Here is a 25,905-nt window from a genome sequence, read left to right as displayed (position 1 = left end):
ATGTTGAAGTTAATTTGCACAATTGGCGGCCTCTCAGCCGCCTTTGCGCTTCACGCGCAATCGCCTTTACCACCCTATCAGCCGGACAGGGAAGAGGTACAGGTTTCCTACCGCGATGCGGCAGTTCTGGATTCCATTATCAAAGGCAAGGCTTACAAACTAAGTGTAAGATCCCACTGGGATGCTGACGAGAAAGGCTTCTGGTATAAGAATTACCTGGCAGACAGCACTTCCGAGTTTATCAGGGTAACCATTGCTAAGGCTGTGAAAACACCGGCCTTCGACCATGTAAAAATGGCGGCAGCGCTTTCTGCCGCGCTGGATACGGCAATAACCGCCAGCCGTCTTCCATTAAGCGATCTCGTTTTTAAAGGGAATGAGCTCCTGGTAGAAGCCCGTGGCAAATGGTATGCCTGCCATCCGCCGGTATATACATTAACACCCTGCGCAACTCCTCAGCAATTGCCAGAAAGAGGTACCTTCCGCCAGCGCAGCCGCTGGGAAGAGCATGATGAAAGCCCCGGATCAGACAGCCTATCACCGGATAAGAGCTGGACAGCCTCTATCCGTGATGGCAATCTCTATGTAAAAGCTGCCGGCAGTACAGAAGAAACCGCATTTACAACAGATGGTACAATTGAAAAACCATATGGCGCCCTACGCTGGTCGCCGGACAGTAAGTACCTGGTAGGCTATCGTATCACCCCGGTAAAGCAACAGCCCGTTTATCATCTCCTGTCTTCCATGCCTGGTACCACCCGCGCAAAACTGGAAACAGATGAATATGCACAGCCGGGCGATCCTTTTACCAGCTATGAAATGTTTGTGTTTAACCTGTCAGACAAGAAGGCAGTAAAGGTCAATACAGAGATCTACAACTTCCTGGGAATACCTTACCTGCGCTGGCGTAAGTCAGACCCCCGTTATTTTACCTATGAGAAAGCAGACCGTGGTCACCAGCGTTTCCGCATTATTGAGGTAGATGCGGTTACCGGCGCTACCCGCAATATTATAGATGAACAGACAAAGACTTTCATCCATGAAGAGCGCATTTTCACTTATTACCTGCAGGACAGCAATGAAATTATCTGGTCGTCAGAGAAAGATGGCTGGAATCATCTGTACCTGGTAGATGCTGTTAAAGGTGGTGTGAAGCTCGAAATTACTCCCGGCCCCTGGGTAGTGAGAGGAATAGACAGCGTAGATGAAAAGAAACGGGAAATATGGTTTAAAGGCAGCGGAATGAATGAAGGAGAAGATCCGTATAATATTCATTATTATAGGGTAGGATTTGACGGCAGTAACCTGGTGAAGCTCACTACTGCCAATGCCCAGCATGCCCTCAGTTATTCTCCCCGCAGAACATACTATATTGACAACTATTCCCGCCCGGACCTGGTCCCTGTTACAGAGCTCCATCGCACAGCAGATGGTAAGAAGATCATGGAACTGGAAAGGGCTGACCTGGCAGATTATTTTGCCACAGGCATACGGTTGCCGGAAGTCTTTCATGCCAAAGGCCGCGACGGACAAACAGATATCTGGGGCATTATATGCCGTCCACGCAACTTCGACAGCACCCGCCGTTACCCTGTAATAGAGAACATTTATGCTGGTCCGCAGGATGCTTTCGTTCCCAAGACCTTCATGCCTTACAGTGAGATGCAAAGTATGGCGCAGCTGGGATTCATTGTCGTACAGATGGATGGAATGGGAACAGCCAACCGCTCCCGGGCCTTCCATGACGTGTGCTGGCAGAACCTGGCAGATGCCGGTTTGCCGGACAGGATATTGTGGATAAAGACACTGGCGGCTAAATACCCGTATGTGGATACCACCAGGGTGGGATTGTATGGCACTTCTGCCGGCGGACAAAACTCCACCGGCGCCCTGCTCTTTCATCCTGAGTTCTATAAGGCGGCAGTATCTGCCTGCGGTTGTCATGATAACCGTGTAGATAAACAATGGTGGAATGAACAGTGGATGGGATATCCTGTTGGTCCCCATTATGAACAGCAATCCAACGTTACCAATGCCGCTAAGCTGAAAGGCAACTTATTATTGATAGTAGGAGAGGCAGATAAGAATGTGCCGCCTGAATCCACTTACCGTGTAGTGGACGCTCTCATTAAAGCCAATAAAGATTTTGACCTGCTGGTAGTACCCGGAATGGGACATAGTGATGGCGGGCCTTATGGCCGCCGTAAGAAGAGGAATTTCTTTGTAAGACATTTGCTGGGCGTAGAACCTCCGGCTTTTTAAAAAACAGTTTAACCAGCCATCGGCCGGTTAAACTTCTCCCGTAAAAAAAGCGGTTTTGCCAAAGGCAAAACCGCTTTTTTTACGCACTTCCGCGCTGTAAATCCCTTTATATCAGACGCTCTGAAAATAACTACTCATATATTCACTCGGCGATTTTTGCATCACCGTCTTAAATACCCTGTTAAAATTTGTAATACTGTTAAATCCGCACGTATAAGCAACTGTTGCTATATTATCATATGTCCCGTCCGTCAGTTTCTTACACGCCTCATTGATCCTTACTTCATTCAGAAATGACACAAACGTATGCAGGGTGTGCTTTTTAAAGAACCTGCAGAACGCCTGTGGCGTCATATGAGCCTGTTTGGCAGCGTCCTCCAGGGTAATAGGTTTATCGTAATGGTGCATGATATAATTATAGATATTCCCGATCCGGATACCTTCATGCTCACTCACCATCTGCGTTTTCTGACCGGAAGCCAGCGGGCTAATATCTGCATAGGAGGACAGTTGTTTCAGCAGCTCCACAAATTGTATCAGCTGTTCCGTCCCGGTACTGTTAGTTACTTTCAGCATCCTGGCAGAGATCTCTGCTGCATGGTCCTGTGGCACTTTAAAGCCTGACTGGTGCTGCTGAACAAAGTTCTTCAGCATTTTTATTTCCGGCAGGTTAAACAGTGCAGATAGCTCTCCGTAAGGATTAAAGAATATAACCAGTGCTACTATTTTCTTCCTGCTTTTAGGCTGGAAATAAGATGCCTCACTCTTAAATATATGTGGCTGGTTGGCGCCCAGCCAGTAGATCTCGTTAGAACGGAAGGAGTGCATATTGTTGTCAGCAACAAGAGTGCCTTCTCCCTGCTGTACCCAGGTTAGCTGGATCTCTTTATGCCTGTGCAGATGCGGATAGAAATAAGGAAGTACATCCTTTTGCACAATGATGGACTTATCCAGCGGAACAGGTATGGTGAACTGCAGCACTTTCATTTGTGAACTTTTTTAAATTTAGCAAATACTAGTTGGTCTACGGGAATACTTACAGGTTACGCGGTAATTACATTTTGGTCGATCTAATGAGTGTTAATTGTACAATTAATTTTTCACCTTACCTCAATATTACAAATATTAACCGGAATTTCATAGAAAAATATCCTGGCAGGCGAAAAAATGGTTAACCATATATTGATCCGTATGCTAAACCGTTAAAATAGGTTAATATCAGCTAACAATTGATTACTATCAGTTAGGTGAACTTTATCGCTTTCTGATATTTTTGATAAAAAAATAATGTTCTATGGCTATTGAATGGAAAGGAGTATTTCCTGCATTTACCACCAAATTTACACCTGCTGATGAACTGGATCTGCCCCTGTTTGGTAAGAACTTACAGGTACAGATGGATGCCGGTATCGACGGGATAATCCTGGGAGGATCACTGGGCGAAGCCAGTGTGTTGACAACATCTGAAAAAGAAACACTGACAAAATATGCTGTGGAACAGGCACAGGGAAGCATTCCTGTTGTAATGAACATTGCAGAAGGTTCTACCCGCGAAGCGGTGAAACAGGCTGAACTTGCTGCCAAATGGGGCGCAAAAGGACTGATGCTGCTGCCGCCCATGCGCTATAAGAGCGATGAGCGTGAAACCGCACAGTTCTTTAAAACAGTAGCTGCCTCTACCAACCTGCCGATAATGATCTATAACAACCCGGTCGACTATAAAGTGGAAGTTACTCTGGACATCTTTGCCCAGCTGGCAGAACACGCCAATATCCAGGCAGTGAAAGAATCTACCCGCGATGTGTCCAATGTAACCCGGATGATAAACCGTTTCGGCGATCGCTTTAAGATCCTTTGCGGTGTTGATACCCTGGCAATGGAAGAATTTGTACTGGGTGCTGACGGATGGGTTGGCGGACTGGTATGCGCATTCCCTGCAGAGACTGTAGCTGTATACAAACTCACCAAAGCCGGCCGCATTGCAGAGGCGCTGGCCATTTACCGCTGGTTCCTGCCATTGCTGGAGCTGGACCTGCATCCTAAACTGGTACAATATATCAAACTGGCAGAACAACAGGCAGGCCTGGGTTCTGAAACAGTAAGAGCGCCACGCCTTACCCTGGTAGGAGAAGAAAGAGCGCGTATCCTCAAAGTAATTGACACAGCACTGGCTAACAGACCAGTATTACCGGAATACAAATTATTGGAATATGCAGATTGATGATATCATGTTGTGGTCTGCACAGGCATTTGAACAGTACAGGGCGGTAACACCGCCCTTACGTGCTGCTTTCCTGGAAAAGATCGCTGCAGAAATAGAAGGGCAGAGAGAAGTATTGGTACAAACAGCACATGAAGAGACCAACCTGCCCTTACCCAGGCTAAACGGTGAGATTACCCGTACCACCACACAGCTCCAGATGTTTGCCAACCTTATAAAGGAAGGCAGCTGGGTAGAAGCCGTGATAGATACTGCCAAACCAGACGTTACGCCGCCTAAACCGGACCTTCGCAGGATGCTCCTGCCCGTAGGGCCTGTTGTGGTTTTCGGAGCCAGCAACTTCCCCTTTGCCTTCTCTACGGCTGGTGGAGATACCGTTTCTGCACTGGCGGCAGGAGCCACAGTGGTGATTAAAGGCCATCCTGCCCATCCACGCACTTCCCTGCTGGTCTTTACCGCAATGAAAAAGGCTATTGCCGCCTGCGGTATGCCTGCCAACACCATACAGCATGTTGCTGACGAAGGATATGAAACAGGTAAGGCATTGGTACAGCACCCGCTTGCAACGGGCGTGGCTTTTACCGGTTCCTTCCAGGGAGGTAAAGCGCTTTCATCCTATGCTGCCCAACGCGAAGTACCCATACCCGTGTTTGCAGAAATGAGCAGCATCAACCCCGTAGTATTCTTTCCGGACGCTTTACGTCAACAGGCGCAGCAGCTGGCACAGACATTTGCGGCTTCCATAACCCTCGGCATGGGACAGTTCTGTACCAATCCCGGTTTGCTGATAGGCCTGCAAAGCGAAGAAACAGAGAATTTCCTGCAAATGCTGGGTACCGCTATTGCAGCCAGCACACCGCAGAAAATGCTGCATAACGGTATTTATAAAGCTTATCAGACGGGCCGCTCTCACATGCTGGCACAGGAAACACTGACCCTGGTTAGTGAAACCGCAGCTCCGGCAGCAGAAGAAGCCTGGCCAGCCCTGGCACGCACTACAGGGAAAGCCTTCCTGGCAAACCCATCCCTGCAGGAAGAAGTGTTCGGCCCTTACTCACTCATGGTGGTCTGCGCAGATAAAACAGAGCTGATAGCAGTGCTGAAAAGTCTCCGCGGACAACTAACCACTACCATCATCGGAACGGAAACAGATACAGAAAAATGGCAGGACGTGATTGCTGTACAAACAACCCTGGCCGGCCGTGTAATACTCAACAACGCACCCACAGGCGTAGAGGTATGCGCCGCAATGGTACATGGCGGACCTTACCCCGCAACAACTGACCAGCGCTTCACCTCTGTAGGCACAGGCGCCATCAGGCGCTGGGTACGCCCTGTATGCTTCCAGAACTTTACCGACGCCATGCTTCCGGATGCCCTGAAAAAGGACAACCCGCTGGGTATATGGCGACTGGTAAACAACGAGTACACCCGATAAAAAATAATTATGTCAGATCAACCAAAATCCTTCCGGCGCTCCTTCGGACTGCTGGATGCTACCATGATAGTAGCCGGTTCCATGATTGGTTCCGGCATTTTTCTAGTAAGTGCGGATATTACCCGGAACGTAGGCGGTGCGGGCTGGCTGATCCTGATCTGGGTCATTACCGGCCTGCTCACACTCACCGCAGCAATGAGCTATGGTGAACTGAGCGCCATGTTCCCTCATGCCGGCGGACAATACGTATACCTGAAAGAAGCCTTTAACCGGCTGACAGGATTCCTTTTCGGATGGAGTTTCTTCACCGTGATCCAGGCCGGTTCTATCGCCGCCGTTGGAGTGGCTTTCGCCAAATTCTCCGCCTACATCTTTCCTATACTGAGTGAAAAGAATATCCTGTTTGACCTGGACTTTATCCAGGTTTCTGCAGCACAGCTCACATCCATCCTGCTCATAGTACTGCTTACCTTCATTAACACACTGGGTGTTAAAGAAGGTAAATGGATACAGACAGGATTCACACTGGCTAAAATAGCTGCATTGCTGGCACTGATCCTTTTCGGTGTCTTCGCAGCAGATAAAGCCATATGGGACGCTAACTGGCAGACAGGCTTTTCATTTGGTAAAATGGAAGGCGCTTCACTGCTGCCATATGTTGGACTTGCCGCTCTCGGCGCAATAGCCGGCAGCATGGTAGGCAGCCTTTTCAGCAGTGATTCATGGAATAATGTCACCTTCATTGCAGGAGAGATCAAGAACCCCCAACGCAACATCGGCAGAAGCCTTTTTCTGGGAACACTTATCGTCACCGTCATCTATGTAGCTACAAATCTGGTGTATATCGGCATCCTGCCCCTGAATGATATTGCATATGCAGAGAACGACAGGGTAGGAGTAGCAGCAGCTGTAAAGATCTTCGGTACAAAAGGCACGTATATCATCGCAGCATTGTTAATGATCTCCACCTTTGGCTGTAACAACGGGCTTATTCTTTCCGGAGCAAGGGTGTGCTATACAATGGCCAATGATGGGGTCTTCTTCAGGTCACTGGGGCAGCTCAATAAAAATGCCGTTCCTGCCAGGGCGTTATGGATACAATGCGTGTGGGCTTCAGTGTTATGTCTGAGCGGTAAATACGGACAGCTGCTGGACTATGTGATCTTCGTAGTGCTTATCTTTTACATTCTCACGATTGCAGGCATTTTCCGCCTTCGCCGTACCCGCCCGGAACTGCCCCGTCCTTACAAGGCCTTCGGGTATCCTTTCCTGCCGCTCTTATACATTGTATCAGCAGGTATTATCTGTATTTCATTACTTGTTTATAAACCACTTTATACCTGGCCGGGACTATGTATTGTACTGCTCGGCATTCCGGTATATTATTTAATGAAAAAAGGGGATGATCGAAAACCATCCCCTTTACACGAACCAAATTTAACAACCTATGACTTGTAATAATTCCTTTTTGCCTCAAGTACCGCACGGTCACGTTCTCTTTTGAATTCTCTTACCTGGGCTCTTCTTTCTTTACCTGTCAGATTCTTATCCAGCTTTACTGATTCTATTTTATCTGCATAATCGTTTTTAATATCGGTTATCTGCATGTCCAGCTTGGTGGGCTGGTAAGGAGCCGCATATGGATACGGATATCCATAATAGAATCCGAAAGGAGAATAATATGGGCTGTAAAATCCACCGCCTAATACCACGGTTGTTCTTGGGTGATAATAACCGCCTCCGTGGAAACCTCCGCCAATCCTGGCTGGTGTCATAGCTGAAACACCTTGAAAAGTTACAGCCAGGAGTAATGCTACTATTATCTTTTTCATGGCTTAAAATTTTTATACTTCTTGGACAGCGCCTGAGTAAAAAGATTTAATGCCATTTAGTGTTTTAGCAAAGCATTAACAGTAGAGATTACTGTTGTCCGCCATTATCATTGCTAAGCACTTCCTCCACTTCACCATTCAACGCAACATCGTTGGTGTCCTGGAATACATTACCATCTTCATAACCTACAGCTACAAATACTGACAACTTCTGCCTGGCAGGACCTTTAAAACTACCTTTTACAGGAGAACAGTCTTTAAAGTCACGCCCTACAGATAACTTCACATGTTTATTGGTTACCCATACATTATTGGTAGGATCAATACCGGCCCATCCATATCCGGGTATCCATGCTTCCACCCAGGCATGGGTGGCGCCTTCCCCGCGCATACCGTCTTTATTCGGACAGATATAACCGCTTACATAGCGGCAGGGTACCTGGCAGCTCCGGAGTATATGCAGCATCAGGTGTGCAAAGTCCTGGCATACGCCGGCACGATGTTGCATCAGCTCATCTACAGTAGTTTCTACATTGGTGATGCCCTTGATGTATTTAAAATTCTTGAAGATATATTCACTGCAATGCTCTGCCATTGCCGCCACACTCTTACCCGGCTGGTAGATCACTGTTATAATGTTGTCAATAGCTTCCTGAGAGCGTATGATATCAGGCAAAGCCATTTCCAGTAATTGCAGTTGCCCTTCCCGCTCCTGTTTCAATTGATCGAACGACGAATGGAAATTAATCTTCAGCTGGGAAGAAGCAGTAGTACGTACCAGCAGTTTGCTTTCTATGCTGAGCACTTTATGCGGTGGCAGCAGGTTGAATGTGCCTGTCCTGTTCTGCCAGTAGTCGTCGAAGATCTTTACTTCCGGCTGACCGGTAATGATCAGATCATGTTGTAATATTTCCTGGTCAGGGCATTGATAAGGAAATATCCTGATCTCGTTCACACTCTCTTTTACTGGTCTGTCGTACTCGTACCGTGTTATATGATGTATTCTGAAGATAGGCATGTTGAAGGCTTAGGCGTAAGAGAAAAATTTTTGACTTAACAGGTGGGTGAAACGCAGGAGGTCCTGCCGCAGCTCCTCCAGGAACGGCTGCAGGGTATTGTCATTCAACACCTCCAGGTCAGTATGTTTCACTTTACTGAATAACCTGCCAAAGTTTCTCTGAAGGGCAGCATTCTCTTCCGAAAAACTTTTCCTGGTTACATCCTGCAGATGCCTGTCTATTCTGCCCAGGGAATAGACCACCGAATGAGGGAAGTCCTCATTGAATAATACCTGGTGCAGCACATCATGATTATAGAGAGAAGACCTGTACGTTTTCAGGTGCAGTTCATAACCTGACAGGGACATCAGCAAATGCCTCCATTGCATAATATCTTTTATCTCGTTCACCTTGTAGTAATTCAGCGCATACTGCTTATTGGTCAATACAATAGTTTCCAGGCACCGTTCAATATATTTCCCCAGGTTCATGAATGCCCAGCCTGTACCACGCGCCATTGTTATATCGGTGATGCCGGTATACAATACGCTGCGCCGGGTAAATTCCTGCAGCACGTCTGCCGCTTCGTAGGTAAGCAGCCGCCTGTCAAGCAATGGCTGGTTGATCAGGTGATAGAAGGAGTTCACTTCTTCCCATACCTCTTTCGTGATATAGTCCTGTATTCCTCTTGCATTTTCCCTGGCTCTTCCAATGATAGCCTTTAATGAATTGTTATTGTTTGCTTCTGTTAACAGTTTCATTAAGGCCGGCCCCGTGTGATGGGCTATCTCTTCTATCTCTGATGCAGTGGCGCTGGTAAATGTTTCCAGTACGGGCTGCCATGTCAGTTCCCCGTTTACATCTTTATCCAGTGATAATGAATAATGTGTGGAAGATACTCTTAGTAAACCTTCGGCCCGTTCCATATACCGGGCCAGCCAGAAAAGTGAATCAGCTATCCTGCTTAGCATGAATGTTTGTTTGGTTGATCAATCTATAATCCAGGTGTCTTTACTGCCCCCGCCCTGTGAGGAGTTAACTATCAGTGAATCCTTGCGTAATGCAACACGGGTAAGCCCGCCGGGAACTATCTTCACTCCGTCAGGACCGCAAAGCGCATAAGGACGGAGGTCCACATGTCTTGCCTGGAAAGTGCCGTCTATGAAACAAGGTACAGTAGATAATTTAATGATAGGCTGGGCAATGAAGCTACGCGGTTCTGCCTCTATTGCAGTTTTCGCTTTGGCCCATTCTTCCGGGCTTACTTTATTGCCCATTACCATACCGTAGCCGCCGGACTGGTTAGTCCTTTTTATCACCATCTGCTCATAGTTATCAAAAACATACTCCCTCGCTTCCCTGTTACTCAGTTCATAGGTTGGCACATTAGGTAGTATTGGCTCTTCATTCAGGTAATACCTGATCATGGCCGGTACATAGGCATATACAGCCTTATCGTCCGCCACACCATTCCCTACAGCATTTACAATGGCAACATTTCCCATACGGTAGGCGCTCATCAGCCCGGGAATACCCAGGGCGCTGTCAGGCCGGAATACCAGCGGATCAAGGAACTCATCGTCTATGCGCCGGTATATGACATGTACCTGCTCCATCCCCTCTGTGGTTTTCATATATACCTTGTGGTTATTCACTACAAGGTCCCTTCCCTCCACCAGGGTAATGCCCATTTGCCGGGCCAGGAAGGTATGTTCATAGTAGGCAGAATTATAAATGCCGGGTGTAAGCAATACTACCCGCGGGTCAGATATCTGGGCAGGCCCCATCTGCAGCAGTATTTCATGCAGCAATAGAGGATAGTTGCTCACCCTGCGTACATGATTGGATGCCAGCAGCTCCGGGAATATTCTTTTGGTCACCTCCCGGTTCTCCAGCATATAACTTACACCGGAGGGAGTACGGAGATTGTCTTCCAGTACGTAAAAAAGACCGTCCTGGCCCCGTATAAGGTCTATCCCTGAAATATGGACGTAAATGTCATGCGGTACCTTAATCCCGAAAACCTCCCGGGTATAATGCGGACAGGAGGCAATGAGCGAAGCCGGTACTATCCCGTCTTTCAGGATCTGCTGTTCATTATAGATATCTTTCAGGAAAAGATTAAGGGCCTTCAGCCGCTGCTGTATGCCCAGCTCTATATGCGCCCATTCCCGGCCTGTAATAATACGGGGAATAATGTCGAAAGGGAAGATCCGTTCAATGCCTGCATCATCGCTGTAAACGGTGAACGTAATGCCCTGGTTCATGAACAGCTCACTGGCCAGCCTGTCTTTCTGTAACAGGGAGCCGGCATCAAACTGCTGAAGGGCGGAATATACTTTGCTGTATTGTTCTCTTATCTGCTGATGATCATACATTTCATCCCAGATACCGTCGGCATGGCCATATTGTTGTAGTAGCGTAGGCAGGTCCATAAATTCATGCTTATGCTACTAATATAATATTTTAAAGAGATAAATGCGAGTAAAATGCGCTTATTGTTTTGAGAAATGTTATATAGAATTTATTTTAATAAGTAATGTGCCCCGGTTAAAATACAGTCCAAACCCGTTAATATCTGTCACTCCCCGTATAGGGTATTCCGTTAATTTAGTAAGGATTTAAAACCTATAGAAGAACCCATATCTCATCTTAGCCCGAACCTGATCAACCCAAAATTAACCAGCACTCATTAAAACCACACTCATGAAAAAACATGTACTGCTTTTTTTATGCCTGTTACTGTCAGGTGGCATCGCCGCGCAAAAAACGGTGTATATCCCTGCAGAATTTTCCACGGCCCCATTGAATACGTGGTCATACAGTAAATCGTATCAATCGGCAAACTTTATTGTTTTCTGGGGTAATGTAGTAGGCACCAGCCCCGCTACTTATTCAGATCCCAACCTGCGTTTCAATCCACAGTCCATCTGTGACACCCTGGAAAAGATCTACACTAAATTTGTTACAAACATCGCTTTTTGCTCAGATGCGGCTACTAAGAACCTGGGTAAGTACAAGATCATCATCGTAATGAACGATACCTGGGGCTCCGGCGGCCCCTCCGGCTGGGCTTTTGGCGGTACTTACGGCAATACCATAGGCGCCATGTGGGTACATCCCAATGCCACGCGGGACGGTGGCGTGATAAGCCATGAACTGACCCACTCATTACAGGGTATGATCTCCATCCAGGAGAATACCGTTGGCGGCGGATATATCAACTGGGAACCTGCCGGCTTCTTCTGGGAAGCACATGCCAATTATATGCGCACACAGATGTATCCGCGTTTTGCGGGCGATGACCTGCCCCGCTGGCTGGGCACACAGTCATTTCACCTCAGCTCTACCCGCCACCACTACGGCACTTTCAAATGGCTGTATACTATTCAGCAGCTGGAAGGCATCACTATGGTGAACCGCCTCTGGAAAGAATCCGTAGCAAACGAACATCCGCTTATTACTTATCGGCGCCTGAAAGGATGGAACCAGGCACAGTTGAACGACTTCATGTATGAATACGCCAAACGGGAAGCTACATACGATTATCCTGTCAACAATTTTGGCGGCATTATGCGTGCGGCAAGGAATGCACTGAAAACATCAGAGCCTCATTATCTCTGGCGTATGCACACTATTCTGACGCAGATCAGCGCCACTACCAACCGGTATGTAGTGCCCGATGCCTTTGCCCCGCAGGATTATGGCTATAACATCATCCCGCTATATCCTACCTGTAGTTCAAGGAATGTAACTGTGAAATTTAAAGGCCATACAGAAGTGAACAGTACCGGCGGATGGCGTTATGGATTTGTTGCAGCCAACGCTGATGGCACCGTTTCCCGCTATGGTGCACTGAACAGCGCTAATGAAAGTGAGATCAGCTTCCAGATGAACAGCAACGAAACACAACTTTACCTGGTAGTATTAGGCGCGCCAACTACACATACTTCTTATGTATGGGAACCAGGATTCCCTAAGATAAAACGTTATCCTTATGAGGTCCGCATTGCTAATGCCGTACCGGAAGGTTACCAGTCTGACTTCCGTTCTGCCTGGAAAACCAACGGACATACCCACTCCAATGGTGGTGGCTGGGTGTCTAATTCAGCAACAGTGGCTTCAACTGCTTATGTAGGCCCTAAAGCTATTGTACGCGGAAGCTCCAATATCTCCGGTAACGCCCGCATAGAAGGCACTGCATGGGTAGAGAATGCCAGTGTGCAGAACAACGTTGTGATCAGTGGTAACGCCAATGTATGGGGCGGTACTTATACGGGTACGGCGCAGGTTACTGAGAATGCCATCCTCAATAACTGTACAGTGTCAGGTAACGCAATTGTGAAAGGCAATGCTATGGAATGGGGCGTTACTTTCGGCGCTTCAGGTGTTGTTGTAGGCGGTGACGCAGAAATCGGCAGCTGTAGTACCACAGGGGTTTACCTGCAGGTGCCTCATAGCAATAATGGCCGCACAGAATGTGATGGCCGGCCGGCAACACATACTTCTAATGTAGATGTAAATACAACCTACACTCAGTTTACAGATGCGCAGATGGCTTTTACCGGGAATGTTACCTGTCCTGCAGCAATTACTGCCATGGCGCTGACGCCGGAAGTTCATGGAGAAAGAGAGGTACTGGTATATCCTAACCCTGCCGTTTCCTCTGTGAATATCAACCTGAAGAATTTCTCTGCTGATGAAGACCTGGTATTGTCACTTTATACCAGCAATGGCAGGATACTGATCAACAGACGCATAAAGGCAACTCCAAACCTGACGCTGAATCCCGCCTCCGAAGGACTGAAACCTGGTGTATATGTATTGAAAATTACAGGTACTAAGGTGTTCACCAAAAAGATCGTGATAACAGAATAACTAACTGGCCACTGATTTTCAGCCGGCGGTAACCAGATTCACTCCTCTCAAAAGAACGGGTTTCACCGAAGGTGAAACCCGTTCTTTTGAACAGTTTTTCGCGTCTTACATAGATTGAGAGAAATACAGGGCCTTATATATGCTTCCTTAACAGCTTCTCACATTTTACCATCTCCTGCAGCAGCTGTTCCACTATCTCCTTCACCTGCGGCTGATGAAAATCCTTCTGCATTTCCAGCTCTTCCGCCAGTTTTGCCAGGGGAGTAAGCCCTATGATCATAGCGGTGCCCCGCAGCTTATGGCCAAACTGGCTCATTTTTACAATATCCTGGCGCGCATAAAGGTCCTCCAGTTCCGGCGGAGATTTTTGCAGCACATCTACCGTAATGTTCAGGAGCCGCCTGATCATTTCATCATCATCATCTCCCAGGTGGGTTTTCAGTATCTCTATATCAAAATGGGCAGCATCTTCCGCGGCCTCATGCTGTTCTGCAGGCTGTACCAGCCATCTGTCAAGGATAGAAACGATATTATCTTCCACAAAAGGCTTAGTGACAAAGTCATTCATCCCGGCTTCCAGGCATTTCTCCTTTTCCCCCTTTACATTACCGGCAGTAAGTGCAATGATAGGTATACGCTGGTAATAACTTAACCCGCGGATCAGCTGTGTAGCTTCATAGCCGTTCATTTCCGGCATCTGTATATCCATGAAAATGATGTCGAATAACTGCTGGCGACAAAAACTCAACGCTTTCTCTCCATTACCCGCTTCCTGTATAATAGCCTCCGGCGCTATCTTTTTGAGAATAGTGCTGGCCAGCAACATATTGATAGGATTGTCCTCCGCAATCAATATCCTGATCTTTCCATTGATCTTTTTCCCTTCCGGCGTATCCGTCATAAATTTTTCATGAGGTGTTTTGACAAAGAGATGCGATAACGCGTCATACATCTCGTGTACCTTGATGGGTTTTAACAAACGCTGGGCAACATTCAGCTCATCAGATGCTTTTATCAGTTTTTCATCGTCAGCAGAACTGTGTAGCAGTATAATTGCCATTTCCTGGTTAAGCTGATCAAAGTGCGTCCTGATCTTACGGATAGTTTCCAGCCCGTCCATATACGGCATATGATAATCCATCAGTACCACATCATATTGTTTTCCCGTCATGAGCTTCTGCAATGCCTCAATGCCATTCCTGGCCTCTTCTACCTGTATATCTTTCATTTGCAGCATTTTACTCAGGATAATACGGTTATGGGCATTATCGTCCACTATCAGTACCCTTTTGATGGAGTTGATATTGGCCCAGGTAATAGGGGCCCCATCTTCCGTCCTGGCCGTTACATCAAAAAAGAAACAGCTGCCGCTGCCCGGTTCACTTTTCAGCTGCAGCCTGCTGCCCATCAGGGCCAGCAGTTTATTGGATATGGTAAGTCCCAGGCCTGTGCCTCCATATCTTTTAGTGGTAGAGATGTCTTCCTGTAGAAAGGCGTCAAAGATCTTCTGCTGTTTTTCCGGGCGTATACCAATGCCTGTATCTCTGACCTCAAACCGTATGGTTGCAATCCCGTTCTTTGCCATTTCTGTCGGAGCTATACGAAGCTCTATCTCGCCTTCTTCCGTGAATTTTACGGCATTGCCCAGCAGGTTGACCAGTATCTGTTTCAACCGGACAGTGTCTGCCCACATGAAACGGGGCAGGTCGGGAGATACGTCCAACAGCATTTCCAGTCCCTTCTGCTGCGCCTGGTAACTCAGTATATCACTGGCCTGGCTGCTGAACTCATAAAGATCAAATTTATCTATATCCAGCTCCAGTTTGCCGGCTTCGATCTTTGAGAAATCAAGGATATCATTTATGATGCTCAGCAGGGCATTGGCAGACTGGTTAATGATAGAGATATACTGATGCTGTGTTTCATTCAGCTCTGTTTTCATGACCAGGTCTGTAAACCCTATCACGCCATTCAGCGGGGTCCTGATCTCATGGCTCATATTAGCCAGGAACTCAGATTTAGCCCTGCTGGCCTGCTCCGCCTGGAGCTTTGCATTCCGCAGCTCTATTTCTGCTCTCTTGATAGCGTCTGTATCCTGGAAAGTACCATACAGCCTTTTGCATTTGCCGTTCTCAAACTCGGCATAGCCAATGGTTCTCACCCAGAGTTCCTTTCCTGTGGTTGTTATCAGTTCCATTGTCAGGTCCCAGGGCTCACCTGTAGTGATAGCTCTTTCTACTACCATCGCCAGGTTGTTCCTGCTTTCCCCTTCCTTGTAAAACTCCATGCTACGGGCAGGATCTGATATATAATCGTCCGGTACTTCATGTATCTCTTTCGTTACTTTAGACCACCATACTTTACCCGTTACCAGGTTATATTCCCAACCGCCTATGCGTGCCACATGGTTAGTACGTTCCAGCTGCTCCTTTGTACGTTTCAGGTCTTTCTCCAGCTCATGCCTTTCTGTGATGTCTGTGGCGTTACCAATTACATAAGGTTCTCCTTTTATATCTTTAGCTATTACATTGTTGAACAGCCAGGTCCGCACATTGCCTTTTTTATGCCTGGCATGCATCAGCCCACTGGCTTTGCCTTCCTGCCTGATATGTTTTAGGTAGAACTTCAGCTCTGAGTGGAAATTCTCTGGTACTACATCAAAGAGGCTCATGCCTTTCACTTCAGAAGGAGAGTAGCCTATGCTGTCCGCCCCGGCCTGGTTCACATACAGCAGCTTCCCGTTCAGATCATGTTTACAGATCATGCCATGGGAATACTCGCGGAAGTTGCGTAGCTCATTTTCACTGGCCATCAGTTCTTCTTCCCGCATTTTTTCCCTGGTGATATCCCAGCCTACGGCAAAAATATAGCCGGTAAGCGGTTCGGGGACAGCCCCCCATAACAGGTGCCTGTATTCGCCGGTCGATGTTCTTAGCCTGTTCTGGAAACGGATGGAGGAATGCCCTGCTGAAAGCCTTTGCAGTTCTTCAGTAGTGCTTTCGATATCGTCCGGGTGCACTATTTCCAGGATGGGGGTATTAAGCAGGAATTGTTCATCCCATCCCAGCTGCCGGCTAAAAGCATTGTTGAGCTTTAATAGCTGGCCACTGGTGTCAGAAACGCAGACCAGCCCGTCAGACATGTCAAACAGTCTTTCATAATAATTACTTTCTATCTGTATCCGGCGGCGGCGTATATATGCGACCATCCTGTCTTTAATGATGGAAAGCGCCTGCTCCTGCGCTGCTGAAAGCTGAAGGGGCTCGTCGTTCATTACGCTGAGAGCGCCCTGGATATGACCGTTATTGTCAGCCAGCGGTACCTCATGTTTAAAAGGCAGGGAGGTATTGCCTATGGAAGAAACAATGATCTGTTTATCTGTACCTGCAATAGATATCATTGAGGCTGATGCCCCACAGGTAAGCATGGCCAGCTCTGTAAACTGGTCCAGTTCCTGGTCTTTAAAAGGATAAAGCAATCCATATTCCCGAAGCATTCGTGCACTGTCCTGTTCGCTTAGTGGGGTAACTATAGCTTTCATATCGCAGTGTTATAACTGCAATTTAACAGATATTTTAATTACTTGATTTTCATTTAGTAATAATATGTAGCTCCGTCAGGATAACCACCGCCACTTATACCATATAATCCACCACTCCCGCAGCCAACTTCCCCACCCGGGGCAACCATCCGGCCCGGGTTTTTTGCCTGCCTTAATTTTACCATATCAGATCACCGGTGACCCTGAAACAACTTTTCACATCTTAAAAACCTCAAGTAATGAGCAGTATTTCGCTTAATTTGATCAACAACTCCAATGACAAGAACAACTCCAAGATTGTCATCTTTCAGAAAAACGTAGACACCTCTTTTGAAGAACTGGCTGTTGCCTGGATGGTTATTGAAAACTGTGGCGTTACCTGGAACCACCCTTTCAGCTACCCACTGGATCTTTACATCTCCGCCAGTGACAGCTGGGGTAACTACAGTCCGCTAACACCGGCCTCCAATGGTCAGCAGTTCCAGGTATCTGAAAGCAATTCCGGCGATTCTCTGACCTTGCGTGGCCCCGCAAGCAGCGATACTGAAATTGAGATCTACAACGGGCTTGAAATAGGTGCATTTACGGCCAATGCCTATAAGAATGGCAAGCTGCTGGCTACCAAAACAGGTATCCCTCCGGGAGAAAAGGCTGTTTTTGAATTTAAGCCCACCATCTGGATCGGTGTAGTTTCCCAGATCCAGGAAGGCCAGGTAATGAACTCTGCAGTACTTTCCCAGGTCAATACAGAACTGTCCCTCTTCGGTATTGCCAGCGCAGACATTATCATGACCGGCGGCGGTAATAGTGCAAGAGCAACTCCATTCCAGTTTGTACTTGATAATATCCAGTACGCATAACTCTCTGACCCCGGGGTGACCGGCATAGCCCCCGGGGTTACCATCTTTTCCATTGGCTCCAAATCATCTGTCCCATGGCTGATAATGTTGTTAATAACGAGTTCAGGGTAATCGCCTTCAACGAAGGAAGAGGGGTGATATATGAATTCATTTATCCTCTTAAGAACCCACAGGTAGTGATCCGGCGGAGCATTGAGCCGGGCGAAACACAGGAAGTCTATTACATGGCTCCGGACAGGTTCAATATAAAAGGCCGGGTAAGCCTGGTGCAACGCAAATCTGAACAATTACTCTACGGTAACCTCTATTATGGCAAAAATGAAAGCGTTGGCCTGCAGAAACATTTTGACGGCACAATGGTGATATTGTCGCCAGAACCACCACCTCCTCCTGTACCCCCGGTTCTCCCATCAACGCCCTCTCCGGGGCCTGACCCTGAGGATATCATCTCCTCGCCGCTGTTCCCCTATGTGGATGTCACTCCCTGGCCACAGGAAAGCGCAGCGTTCGTGGTCCTCAACTTCATTACCTATACTCCCGGAACAGGAAACAGCGCATTGCTCTACAGCCAGCTGTCCACCCTGCAACCGCCGGATGTACGGAAACAGGCAGAGACCTTATGCCTGGACTTTATCAACGGGCAATCGCCATTTGAAGGTCAGTATTTTGGAGATCCGTCCGCCATCCCCATGCCTTTTACCTTATTCCCGGATATCTATGACCGTCTGCAGAGAAGTGAAGATGTATACACTATTGACATGCTGCTGCAGGACGCAGATCTTCCGGATAACTACCAGGATACCATACAGCAGGTCTGGCAGAACTATTTTGCACTCTCTGTCTTTCCTGGTTTCAATAAAGAGCTGGCCATCGCGCTCAACAAAGTGCTGGTTATCCTGCATTGTTTTGAAATACAGCAGATAGCTCCGCTCAATGCCACCATCGTATTGCCATCAGCCGTTTTTCCGCTGCCACCTTACGGCGTAACAGATAATAAAGACGATTCCATTGTACCTTATGCCGTTGGCGAACTGAAGATGGTGAAATTTGCCTTGCGGCGCTATGAACAGGGGGAGATAGCACATATAGAGAATATCCTGAAAGGAGAGAGGAAAAAGTCGCTCCGCAGGAACAAACAACATACAACCAGCATTACTGAAGAAAACAGCATTACAGCAACAGACAATGATGAAAGCTTCCGGGAAGCAACGCAGGACCTGGTGGCAGAAGCGAAGAAGACGCTTACCGGATATGTTAAAACAAAAACGTACAACAACTTTCAAACTACTTATGGCCCACCTACAGAAGCAACATTGAACGGCTCATGGTCAACCACCATAGATGGCTCAAAAAATCCCGGTGCGGAAGATAAAAGCCGTTTTGTGAAAAAAGTGCTTAACCGTACGGTGAGCCGCATACGGGACACCATTTCAAAGAAAAGGTTATATACCGCATACAATGAGCAGGAGGAGGTGAACACCAGCATATTCGACAACAGTAACGGTACTCAGCATTTCCGCGGTATTTACCGCTGGCTGAATAAAATTTATACCATCAGCCTGGAGAACTATGGTCACCGTTTCCTGCTGGAAATACGCCTGAAAGACCCCGCCCGTGATTATATCAGGTCACAGCAGCTGCTGAACAACATTAATATGGAAAAGCCGCTTTCTCCGGCTGAGAAAGGTATTCACAGCTTCAGGGACATTACGCGGGAAAACTATACAACACTGGCAGCATATTATAACATAGATACTATTCTCCTGCCGCCCCAGGAAACATTATATACCGGTGTTTCCCTGCAAAACGGAGAAACAGAGAAACAGGTGGAGCTGCCGGACCAGTATGCAGCATCGGCAGCAGTAGTTTCCGTCCTGTTTGTGACGGATGATGCAGACAACCAGGTATCCGGCTTTATAGGAGGAAGCATCTTTACCCTCACGCCGGCAGCCAATACCAATGAGCTTAAACTGACGGATGAAGGCAGCCCGCTCTCTTTCTCTGTAGCAGGTAACAGGCCTTCTAAAACAGACAAGCTGCCGGCAGGATGTATACTGCACGCAAAAATAACCTGTAAACCATTGAAAGGATGGATGGACAGATGGAAGGCCGATGTTTATAAACAGATCACAGCCGCATGGCAGAAACAGCTGGAAGAATATACGCTGGAAATTTCAAGGCTGGCAGGAGAAGGAGACCAGGCCAATACCATGTTGCTGCGGGATATTGAATATTCTTCCATACAACGCAGCTGCAGGGAACTGCTGATAAATATATTTACAGACAGGCAGGGTATACCGGAAGATGGGCGTAGTACTGCATGGGCGAACAGGCAGGCTTATTACCAGTTCATTCAGCATGCCTTTGAATGGGACGAGATGACCTTTGTACTGGATGATGCCCCCCTGAAATACAACGCTGCCCTGCAAAGCCGCAATACCTCGCTGAGACCTTTCCTGCAGGCGGAAGCTGCTACAGTATTCCTGCCCGTGCGGCCGGAAGATAATTACCAGGCGCTCTATTATCTTTCTTCCGGCTTAATATGGGAGCTGCCGGCGCCTTTCGTTCCCGTTACAGAGAATGATGTACAGATAGCAGCGCATATTAAAAAAGTAGATAACTGGAACGGGCATACTACTATTGATAAGACATGGGAGATAGCATTGCCTACCGATATGCAGGTAATAGATGAGAGTGAACATCTTCCTTCTTTCCTGCCCCGCAGATAACCATACTCAAAAATACCATCTCCATGAAAATACCATTTCTTCACAGGAAGGAACGCCTTCCTGTAATGCCCTCCTCATTGCCGCCCGGTACTGTGATTGCCTTTGCCGGACAGCTCAATACCACAGGTACGTCCGTTACAGCAGAGACTATTGTAGGAACATATGGCTGGTTATTATGTAACGGGGCTACTTATAACATTTCTGACTACCCTGTGCTCTCCAGTGTTCTGGGAACACTTTACAATACAGGTAGTGAAAGCAATGATGAATTTTCCCTGCCGGATTACCGGGGCTACTTCCTCCGTATGACAGATATGGGGGCCGGCAGGGACCCTGACAGTGGTTCGCGTAAACTGCCCAATGGGCAGACAAGTGCAGGCGTAGGTTCTGTTCAGTCCTTCGCCCTGCAGCAGCATCAACATACTTACAACGGGGCTGAGACAGCAGCGGCAGAAGAAGGGGGAGGAGCAGCAGCCATTGCTCTGCAGGGATATACCGGTAACGCAACTGCGCAATCCGGCCCCGCAGTACAAACCAGTACCGAAACAAGGCCGCTCAATACTTACGTGTACTATCTCATAAAATACGTATAAAGAAACTGCCCCTTTTGTGCCGGCAATATCCGGGGGCTGTAATGATTTCTTATCCTTAAAAAAGATCCATTTATGTCATTTGAAAGATTTCAGGGTGTTAACCAGACAAGCCCTAACAGTTGCGGAGCTTTTGCACTGGCGGCTGCACTTGAAGATATGGGGCTGGCTGAAATCCCCATGGCACTGAACACAGAGGTCATTGTAGAAGGCTATACCAAGCCTTCGCCACAGGCGTACGCGCAACGTATCTACCAGATCACGGGTAATGTTATGTTGGGAGAAAGTGTGGCCATGTACCAGTACTCTTCTCCGGCCATGCACCAGAACCCACCTTCCGCATTGACATGTGTGGCGCATAGATCTGGTATGGAAGCCTCATGTATAAGGGTGTCCTATAACATTGCAGCACAGGAGTATTTTTCCCGGTTGGAATTGCAGAATATTTCTCCATGGCCTAATCTCTTTGATGCTGAAGTAGCGTTGATCTCACCTCAGTTTGGCGAGGTGATGGGCCCTGTAGAATATTTGAGTTTCCCAGAAAAGAACCAGGTACATCTGCTGGGAGTAAATGACCATAAACATTGGATCGTTATCGGTTATGATACCTGTTATGATTCGGCTAGTGGTACCGTTTGCAGGTATGATAGAGAACAACCTCTACCATTAAGAACATTCATTACACTGGAGAGAAAATACAAATTCTCCGGTTGGTGGATCTCCCTGGAACGTCAGTAAAGCTGTTAAACAATATTCATTACCGTAAAAAAACTTTTATGATCTTATCACTCGCAGATTGGGAGTTTATAGTGAACGCTTCTTACGGAGTAAGCCAGCAGAATAACCGGCCTAATCCTGACTTATACCTGGTAAGAATTCCCGGTAATCAGGAAAATATCTACGTGGAAGGGGTTTCTCATTACCGCCCTTATGATCAGCAGTCGATTTATAACGCCGGCACCACTCCCCGTGGACAATACAGAATGAGGCGGCGGGATATAGAAGCACTGAGCATCTGGGCAAGGGAAACTCTACGGGGGGCAACCCTGGGACGCGTGATGCCTGAGAGAGAGGGACGGGATTACCTGGATGTGCAGGTCGACAATTATGGCACATTATTCAACTTCCACATATACCTGGCAGATTAAACAAAACCACTCTTATCTGGACTTTTGTATTCGCAGTTACAATTGAAAAAAGGGGCTGGAAGTCTTTCCGGCCCCAACACTTTGGGATAACGTTAATGTAGGTTTTTTGCTAAATTGCAGTAAAACCAATCCGATGACCTCAATTCTCACGCCCCCCATTATTACCCATAGTGAATTTACTTCAATTGTATCCGCACCTGCATTACTGACAGTCGGGTTGAATGAACCTTTTGTTTTCTGCTATTTCGATGAAAATAGCCAGTCCTCTATTTTGCGCGTAAAGGCCATGAGCGCGCTCCTGGCAAACAGTATGGAGTCTTTCCAGCTGGACGTTAGTTCCTCTCTGGGAGGCCTTGATAATAATATCCCCATGCTGGTAATAACATTAACATATGCGTCTGAACAGCTCCCGGCAGAACCCGTATTATGGTATATAGAGACCACCATTGAATATACCGGAGAGGTGGATTGGGTGGAAGTGGTGATACTCTCAGACCAGTATAACAAGGAAGGGCCGAAAAGGGGCGGTATCTCGGTACCAAAGAAAGGCGTGGAGTCTTAAACCATTAAATACCCCGAAGGGGGGCCACGTGAAATTTACTTTACTCTATTGCATTGTCTTCCTGTCAGCTTTTTCTGCAGGAAGGGGAAACGGCGCTGCCGTACCATATTCTGAACAGACCTACAGGCAGTTTTGTACAGTCTGTCACGGACAGGAACCATACCGGGATAAAATATTGACAGGAAAAGGGTCCCCGCAGGTGTGTTTTCATAATAGTCATGTGTTACTGGGCAGGCAGCGTTATAAGGAAGCGCTCCCCCTGATACTGCATAACATCAGGGAAGCAGCCAGGAACAGGCAGGACACCCTGCTGTATTTCTCCTATCTTATGCAGGCCAGTATCTACCACCGTAATCAGCTGGATGCAGAAGCAATACCCGTGCTCCAGGCCGCCAGAGCTATTGGCGAAGCCAGGAAACTACCCATGCTCACACGCATCTGTTGTGACCTGGGCAGTATCTTCATTCAGCAGAAAGAATATGAAAAAGCACTGGCTGCTTATCAGCCGCTGGAAAAAGACCTGTCTTCCCTGCAGGACCGCGGACTGGAAAAAACAGTCTGCAATAACCTGGCTATTATCTACCTCTATCTTGAGAATTACCGTCAGTCTGAAGCATATCACCTCAGGAGCCTGGCCATAGAAAAAGCAGAGAAAGATACCGCCGGTATTGCCACCTCTTATCTCAACCTCGGAGACCTTTACTTTGAGCAGTATAACGACCGGAAAGCCATCCAGTATATACAGGCAGGATTGCAGCTGGCTACCGCAGCAGATTTGCCGCTTATCAGGCAGAATGCTTTTTATAACCTCTCACTCGCAGAAGAAAGCCAGCGGAATTATAAAAAGGCGCTGGATTATCATAAGCAGTATGTTGCCCTCAGGGAAGATAACTGGAACCGCGATAAAGTATGGGAGCTGGCGCAGCAGGAAAAGAAATATGCAGTGTCCCTCAAGCAGAAAGAGATCGCTTCCCTGCAGCAACAGACAGCCCTCCAGGCAGCAGAGCTGAGAGGAAAAAGATTGCAGCGCAACGTTTTTCTTATCACAGCAATTGGCCTGCTACTGGTTGCCGGCATAGTATTGTATGCTTACCGGCAGAACAGGGCGGCCGGCATTATCATCGCTTCGCAGAAAAAACGGCTGGAAGAACTGATGCAAACCAAAGACCAGTTCTTCTCTATAGTAGCGCACGATCTCCGCTCTCCCGTATACACCATGCAGCTTTTACACACCGGTATCAGCGAATGTGTCATCACCGGTACACATGACCGTTTAGCCGACCAGGTAGGAGAGATGGGATATACCCTGCAGGGATTCCGCCTCCTGCTGGATAACCTGCTGCAATGGGTCTGGGTACATACTGACCGGCTGCACTTCAACAGCGAACGTTTACACCTGCTTTCTGTCGTGAACATCGTCCTGTATGATTTTACTACGGTCATGCAACGAAAAGATATCTCCTGCAGTTGCCTGGTACCGGCGGATCTTTTCATTGAAGCAGATATGGAATCTGTAAAGATCATCCTCCGTAATATCATCAGTAACGCGATTAAACACACCCAGCAGGGAACCGTCACGATAGAAGCCATTCCCGGCCAGCTTTCCAGCTGTATCCAGGTTTCAGATACAGGCCGGGGAATTGCCAGGGAACATCTGCCATTCATCTTTGATTTTAAACGCGAAACACTTGCCAGGGGGACAGCAGGAGAACCGGCTACCGGTATGGGACTATGGCTGTGCCGCAACCTGGCAGAAAAGAACAACGGATATATCAATATACAAAGCAAGGAGCATCACGGTACTATTGTGTCTATTCATTTACCTACCTCAGGACCATATCATGCAGGCAACGAATATTCTGATCGTGGAAGATCACCCGAAGGAAGCGCAGATACTAAAACAGCAGTTGTTAAAAAACGGGTACAGGGTAACAGGCATCGCCGATACCCTTCACATGGCGCTTGAACTGCTGCATAATACCTCTCCGGATATTGTTATTATCGACATCATGCTCAACGGCAGGAGCGAAGGACTTACTTTTGCCCGTACCCTGCAGTTACATCTGCCGGATACTCCCTTTGTTTTCCTCACCAGCATGACAGACAGGGATACTTTCGAAAAGGCCAGGCTTACAGGCCCCTACGGGTATCTTATCAAACCCTTTAACGAAATAGCCCTGCAATATGCGCTGGAGCTGGCGCTGGAACGTTCAGGCAACAGCGCCGGGCCCATTGCGGCCGGTAATCCCGCCTACCTGCGGCAAAAAGAAGCGCTTTTCGTTAAACGGGGTAATTCCCTGGTAAAAGTGCTGATAAAAGACATTCTCTTCCTGGAAGTAGATGGTAAGTACTGTAGTATTGTTACTGCTGAAAATAGGTTGCTCGTTTTCCGCCCTTTGTCAGATATGCTCGAACTGTTACCCGCACAATTATTTGCCAGGGTACACCGTAATTTCATCGTAAACCTGCAGGAAATAAGGGAGCTGAACGTGATTGAAAATTTTATCCTACTGCGTAATGGCCGGCAGGTAGACATGAGCAGGCGTTACAAGGAACAGCTTATGAAAAATGTACATATGGTGAAGTGAATGGCTATCCGCAAGCATAGATACCATATAGATACTCCCACTCAAAGGCTGGGATAAAGTATGGATAGTGTATGGACTGCGGTAGCACTTTAGCGTCACAGCACTTTCCCAAGGAAAGTGTCTTTTGCCCCGTTCCCCCCCCTCAGAAATTATCCCCATTCACGAATAATCCCCTTTATTTATGTTAATTTTTGCAAACCATTGATCAATACCTGTAATATCCGATTCTCCCCCTACAGGTATTTTTGAACAAAGGAA

General features: G+C 47.5%; 19 protein-coding genes. 13 read left to right on the top strand and 6 right to left on the bottom strand.

What is annotated here, in order from left to right; all coding sequences use genetic code 11:
• Complete coding sequence (locus tag GO493_RS12160) at positions 1-2,262, top strand: S9 family peptidase (RefSeq protein WP_157306433.1); 2,262 nt, start codon at positions 1-3, stop codon at positions 2,260-2,262.
• Between the two features lie 111 nt (positions 2,263-2,373).
• Here GO493_RS12160 and GO493_RS12155 read toward each other — a convergent pair whose 3' ends face one another.
• On the bottom strand, positions 2,374-3,249 hold the full coding sequence (locus GO493_RS12155; RefSeq protein ID WP_157306432.1) for an AraC family transcriptional regulator: 876 nt from the start codon (positions 3,247-3,249) through the stop codon (positions 2,374-2,376).
• Positions 3,250-3,556: 307 nt separating this feature from the next.
• Here GO493_RS12155 and GO493_RS12150 point away from each other — a divergent pair, with 307 nt between their 5' ends.
• Genes GO493_RS12150 through GO493_RS12140 form a run of 3 tightly spaced genes read left to right on the top strand, consistent with a single transcriptional unit; the run spans position 3,557 to position 7,379 of the window.
• Positions 3,557-4,483 carry a dihydrodipicolinate synthase family protein gene (locus GO493_RS12150; RefSeq protein WP_157306431.1) on the top strand — a complete coding sequence of 309 codons (927 nt, stop codon included), beginning with the start codon at positions 3,557-3,559 and terminating at the stop codon, positions 4,481-4,483.
• The gene (locus tag GO493_RS12145; RefSeq protein WP_157306430.1) at positions 4,473-5,921 is read left to right on the top strand and encodes an aldehyde dehydrogenase (NADP(+)); all 1,449 of its coding nucleotides are present in this window, start codon (positions 4,473-4,475) and stop codon (positions 5,919-5,921) included. The genes GO493_RS12150 and GO493_RS12145 overlap by 11 nt, the downstream gene beginning before the upstream one ends.
• A gap of 9 nt (positions 5,922-5,930) precedes the next feature.
• Positions 5,931-7,379 (top strand): APC family permease, encoded by a 1,449-nt coding sequence (locus GO493_RS12140; RefSeq protein WP_157306429.1) that lies wholly within the window; start codon positions 5,931-5,933, stop codon positions 7,377-7,379.
• Here GO493_RS12140 and GO493_RS12135 read toward each other — a convergent pair.
• The 4 genes from GO493_RS12135 to GO493_RS12120 form a co-directional block, all read right to left on the bottom strand.
• Complete coding sequence (locus GO493_RS12135; RefSeq protein ID WP_157306428.1) at positions 7,367-7,753, bottom strand: hypothetical protein; 387 nt, start codon at positions 7,751-7,753, stop codon at positions 7,367-7,369. The two genes, GO493_RS12140 and GO493_RS12135, sit on opposite strands and share 13 nt — an antisense overlap.
• An 88-nt stretch (positions 7,754-7,841) precedes the next feature.
• Positions 7,842-8,771 carry a transglutaminase family protein gene (locus tag GO493_RS12130; protein WP_157306427.1) on the bottom strand — a complete coding sequence of 310 codons (930 nt, stop codon included), beginning with the start codon at positions 8,769-8,771 and terminating at the stop codon, positions 7,842-7,844.
• 9 nt (positions 8,772-8,780) lie between these two features.
• The gene (locus tag GO493_RS12125) at positions 8,781-9,722 is read right to left on the bottom strand and encodes an alpha-E domain-containing protein (RefSeq protein ID WP_157306426.1); all 942 of its coding nucleotides are present in this window, start codon (positions 9,720-9,722) and stop codon (positions 8,781-8,783) included.
• A gap of 18 nt (positions 9,723-9,740) precedes the next feature.
• A complete protein-coding gene (locus tag GO493_RS12120) occupies positions 9,741-11,186 on the bottom strand; it encodes a circularly permuted type 2 ATP-grasp protein (RefSeq protein ID WP_157306425.1) in 1,446 nt (481 codons plus the stop codon).
• A 271-nt stretch (positions 11,187-11,457) separates the two neighbouring features.
• Between GO493_RS12120 and GO493_RS12115 the strand changes: the two genes are divergently transcribed.
• Positions 11,458-13,629, top strand: coding sequence for a DUF6055 domain-containing protein (locus GO493_RS12115; RefSeq protein WP_157306424.1), 2,172 nt, complete (start codon positions 11,458-11,460; stop codon positions 13,627-13,629).
• A 133-nt stretch (positions 13,630-13,762) separates the two neighbouring features.
• Here GO493_RS12115 and GO493_RS12110 read toward each other — a convergent pair whose 3' ends face one another.
• Positions 13,763-17,170 (bottom strand): PAS domain-containing hybrid sensor histidine kinase/response regulator, encoded by a 3,408-nt coding sequence (locus GO493_RS12110; RefSeq protein ID WP_157306423.1) that lies wholly within the window; start codon positions 17,168-17,170, stop codon positions 13,763-13,765.
• 239 nt (positions 17,171-17,409) lie between these two features.
• On the opposite strand from GO493_RS12110, the gene GO493_RS12105 reads away from it, so the two are divergent.
• The 8 genes from GO493_RS12105 (at position 17,410) to GO493_RS12070 (ending at position 25,647) form a co-directional block, all read left to right on the top strand.
• On the top strand, positions 17,410-18,030 hold the full coding sequence (locus GO493_RS12105) for a hypothetical protein (RefSeq protein ID WP_157306422.1): 621 nt from the start codon (positions 17,410-17,412) through the stop codon (positions 18,028-18,030).
• A 74-nt stretch (positions 18,031-18,104) separates the two neighbouring features.
• Complete coding sequence (locus GO493_RS12100) at positions 18,105-20,759, top strand: hypothetical protein (protein ID WP_157306421.1); 2,655 nt, start codon at positions 18,105-18,107, stop codon at positions 20,757-20,759.
• A gap of 23 nt (positions 20,760-20,782) precedes the next feature.
• On the top strand, positions 20,783-21,352 hold the full coding sequence (locus GO493_RS12095; RefSeq protein ID WP_157306420.1) for a phage tail protein: 570 nt from the start codon (positions 20,783-20,785) through the stop codon (positions 21,350-21,352).
• 72 nt (positions 21,353-21,424) lie between these two features.
• On the top strand, positions 21,425-22,087 hold the full coding sequence (locus tag GO493_RS12090; protein WP_157306419.1) for a hypothetical protein: 663 nt from the start codon (positions 21,425-21,427) through the stop codon (positions 22,085-22,087).
• Positions 22,088-22,125: 38 nt separating this feature from the next.
• Positions 22,126-22,497: a hypothetical protein gene (locus GO493_RS12085; RefSeq protein ID WP_157306418.1), complete on the top strand. Its 372-nt coding sequence runs from the start codon at positions 22,126-22,128 to the stop codon at positions 22,495-22,497.
• Positions 22,498-22,630: 133 nt separating this feature from the next.
• Positions 22,631-23,059 carry a hypothetical protein gene (locus tag GO493_RS12080; RefSeq protein WP_157306417.1) on the top strand — a complete coding sequence of 143 codons (429 nt, stop codon included), beginning with the start codon at positions 22,631-22,633 and terminating at the stop codon, positions 23,057-23,059.
• 28 nt (positions 23,060-23,087) lie between these two features.
• Positions 23,088-25,025: a tetratricopeptide repeat-containing sensor histidine kinase gene (locus GO493_RS12075; protein WP_157306416.1), complete on the top strand. Its 1,938-nt coding sequence runs from the start codon at positions 23,088-23,090 to the stop codon at positions 25,023-25,025.
• Positions 24,925-25,647 carry a LytR/AlgR family response regulator transcription factor gene (locus GO493_RS12070; RefSeq protein ID WP_317165422.1) on the top strand — a complete coding sequence of 241 codons (723 nt, stop codon included), beginning with the start codon at positions 24,925-24,927 and terminating at the stop codon, positions 25,645-25,647. The genes GO493_RS12075 and GO493_RS12070 overlap by 101 nt, the downstream gene beginning before the upstream one ends.
• The last annotated feature ends 258 nt before the right edge of the window (positions 25,648-25,905 follow it).

This window comes from Chitinophaga tropicalis (genome assembly GCF_009758205.1).
GTDB classification, from domain to species: Bacteria; Bacteroidota; Bacteroidia; order Chitinophagales; family Chitinophagaceae; genus Chitinophaga; species Chitinophaga tropicalis.
Note: the sequence above shows the minus strand (reverse complement) of the source record. Positions and strands in the feature narration are given on the sequence as shown.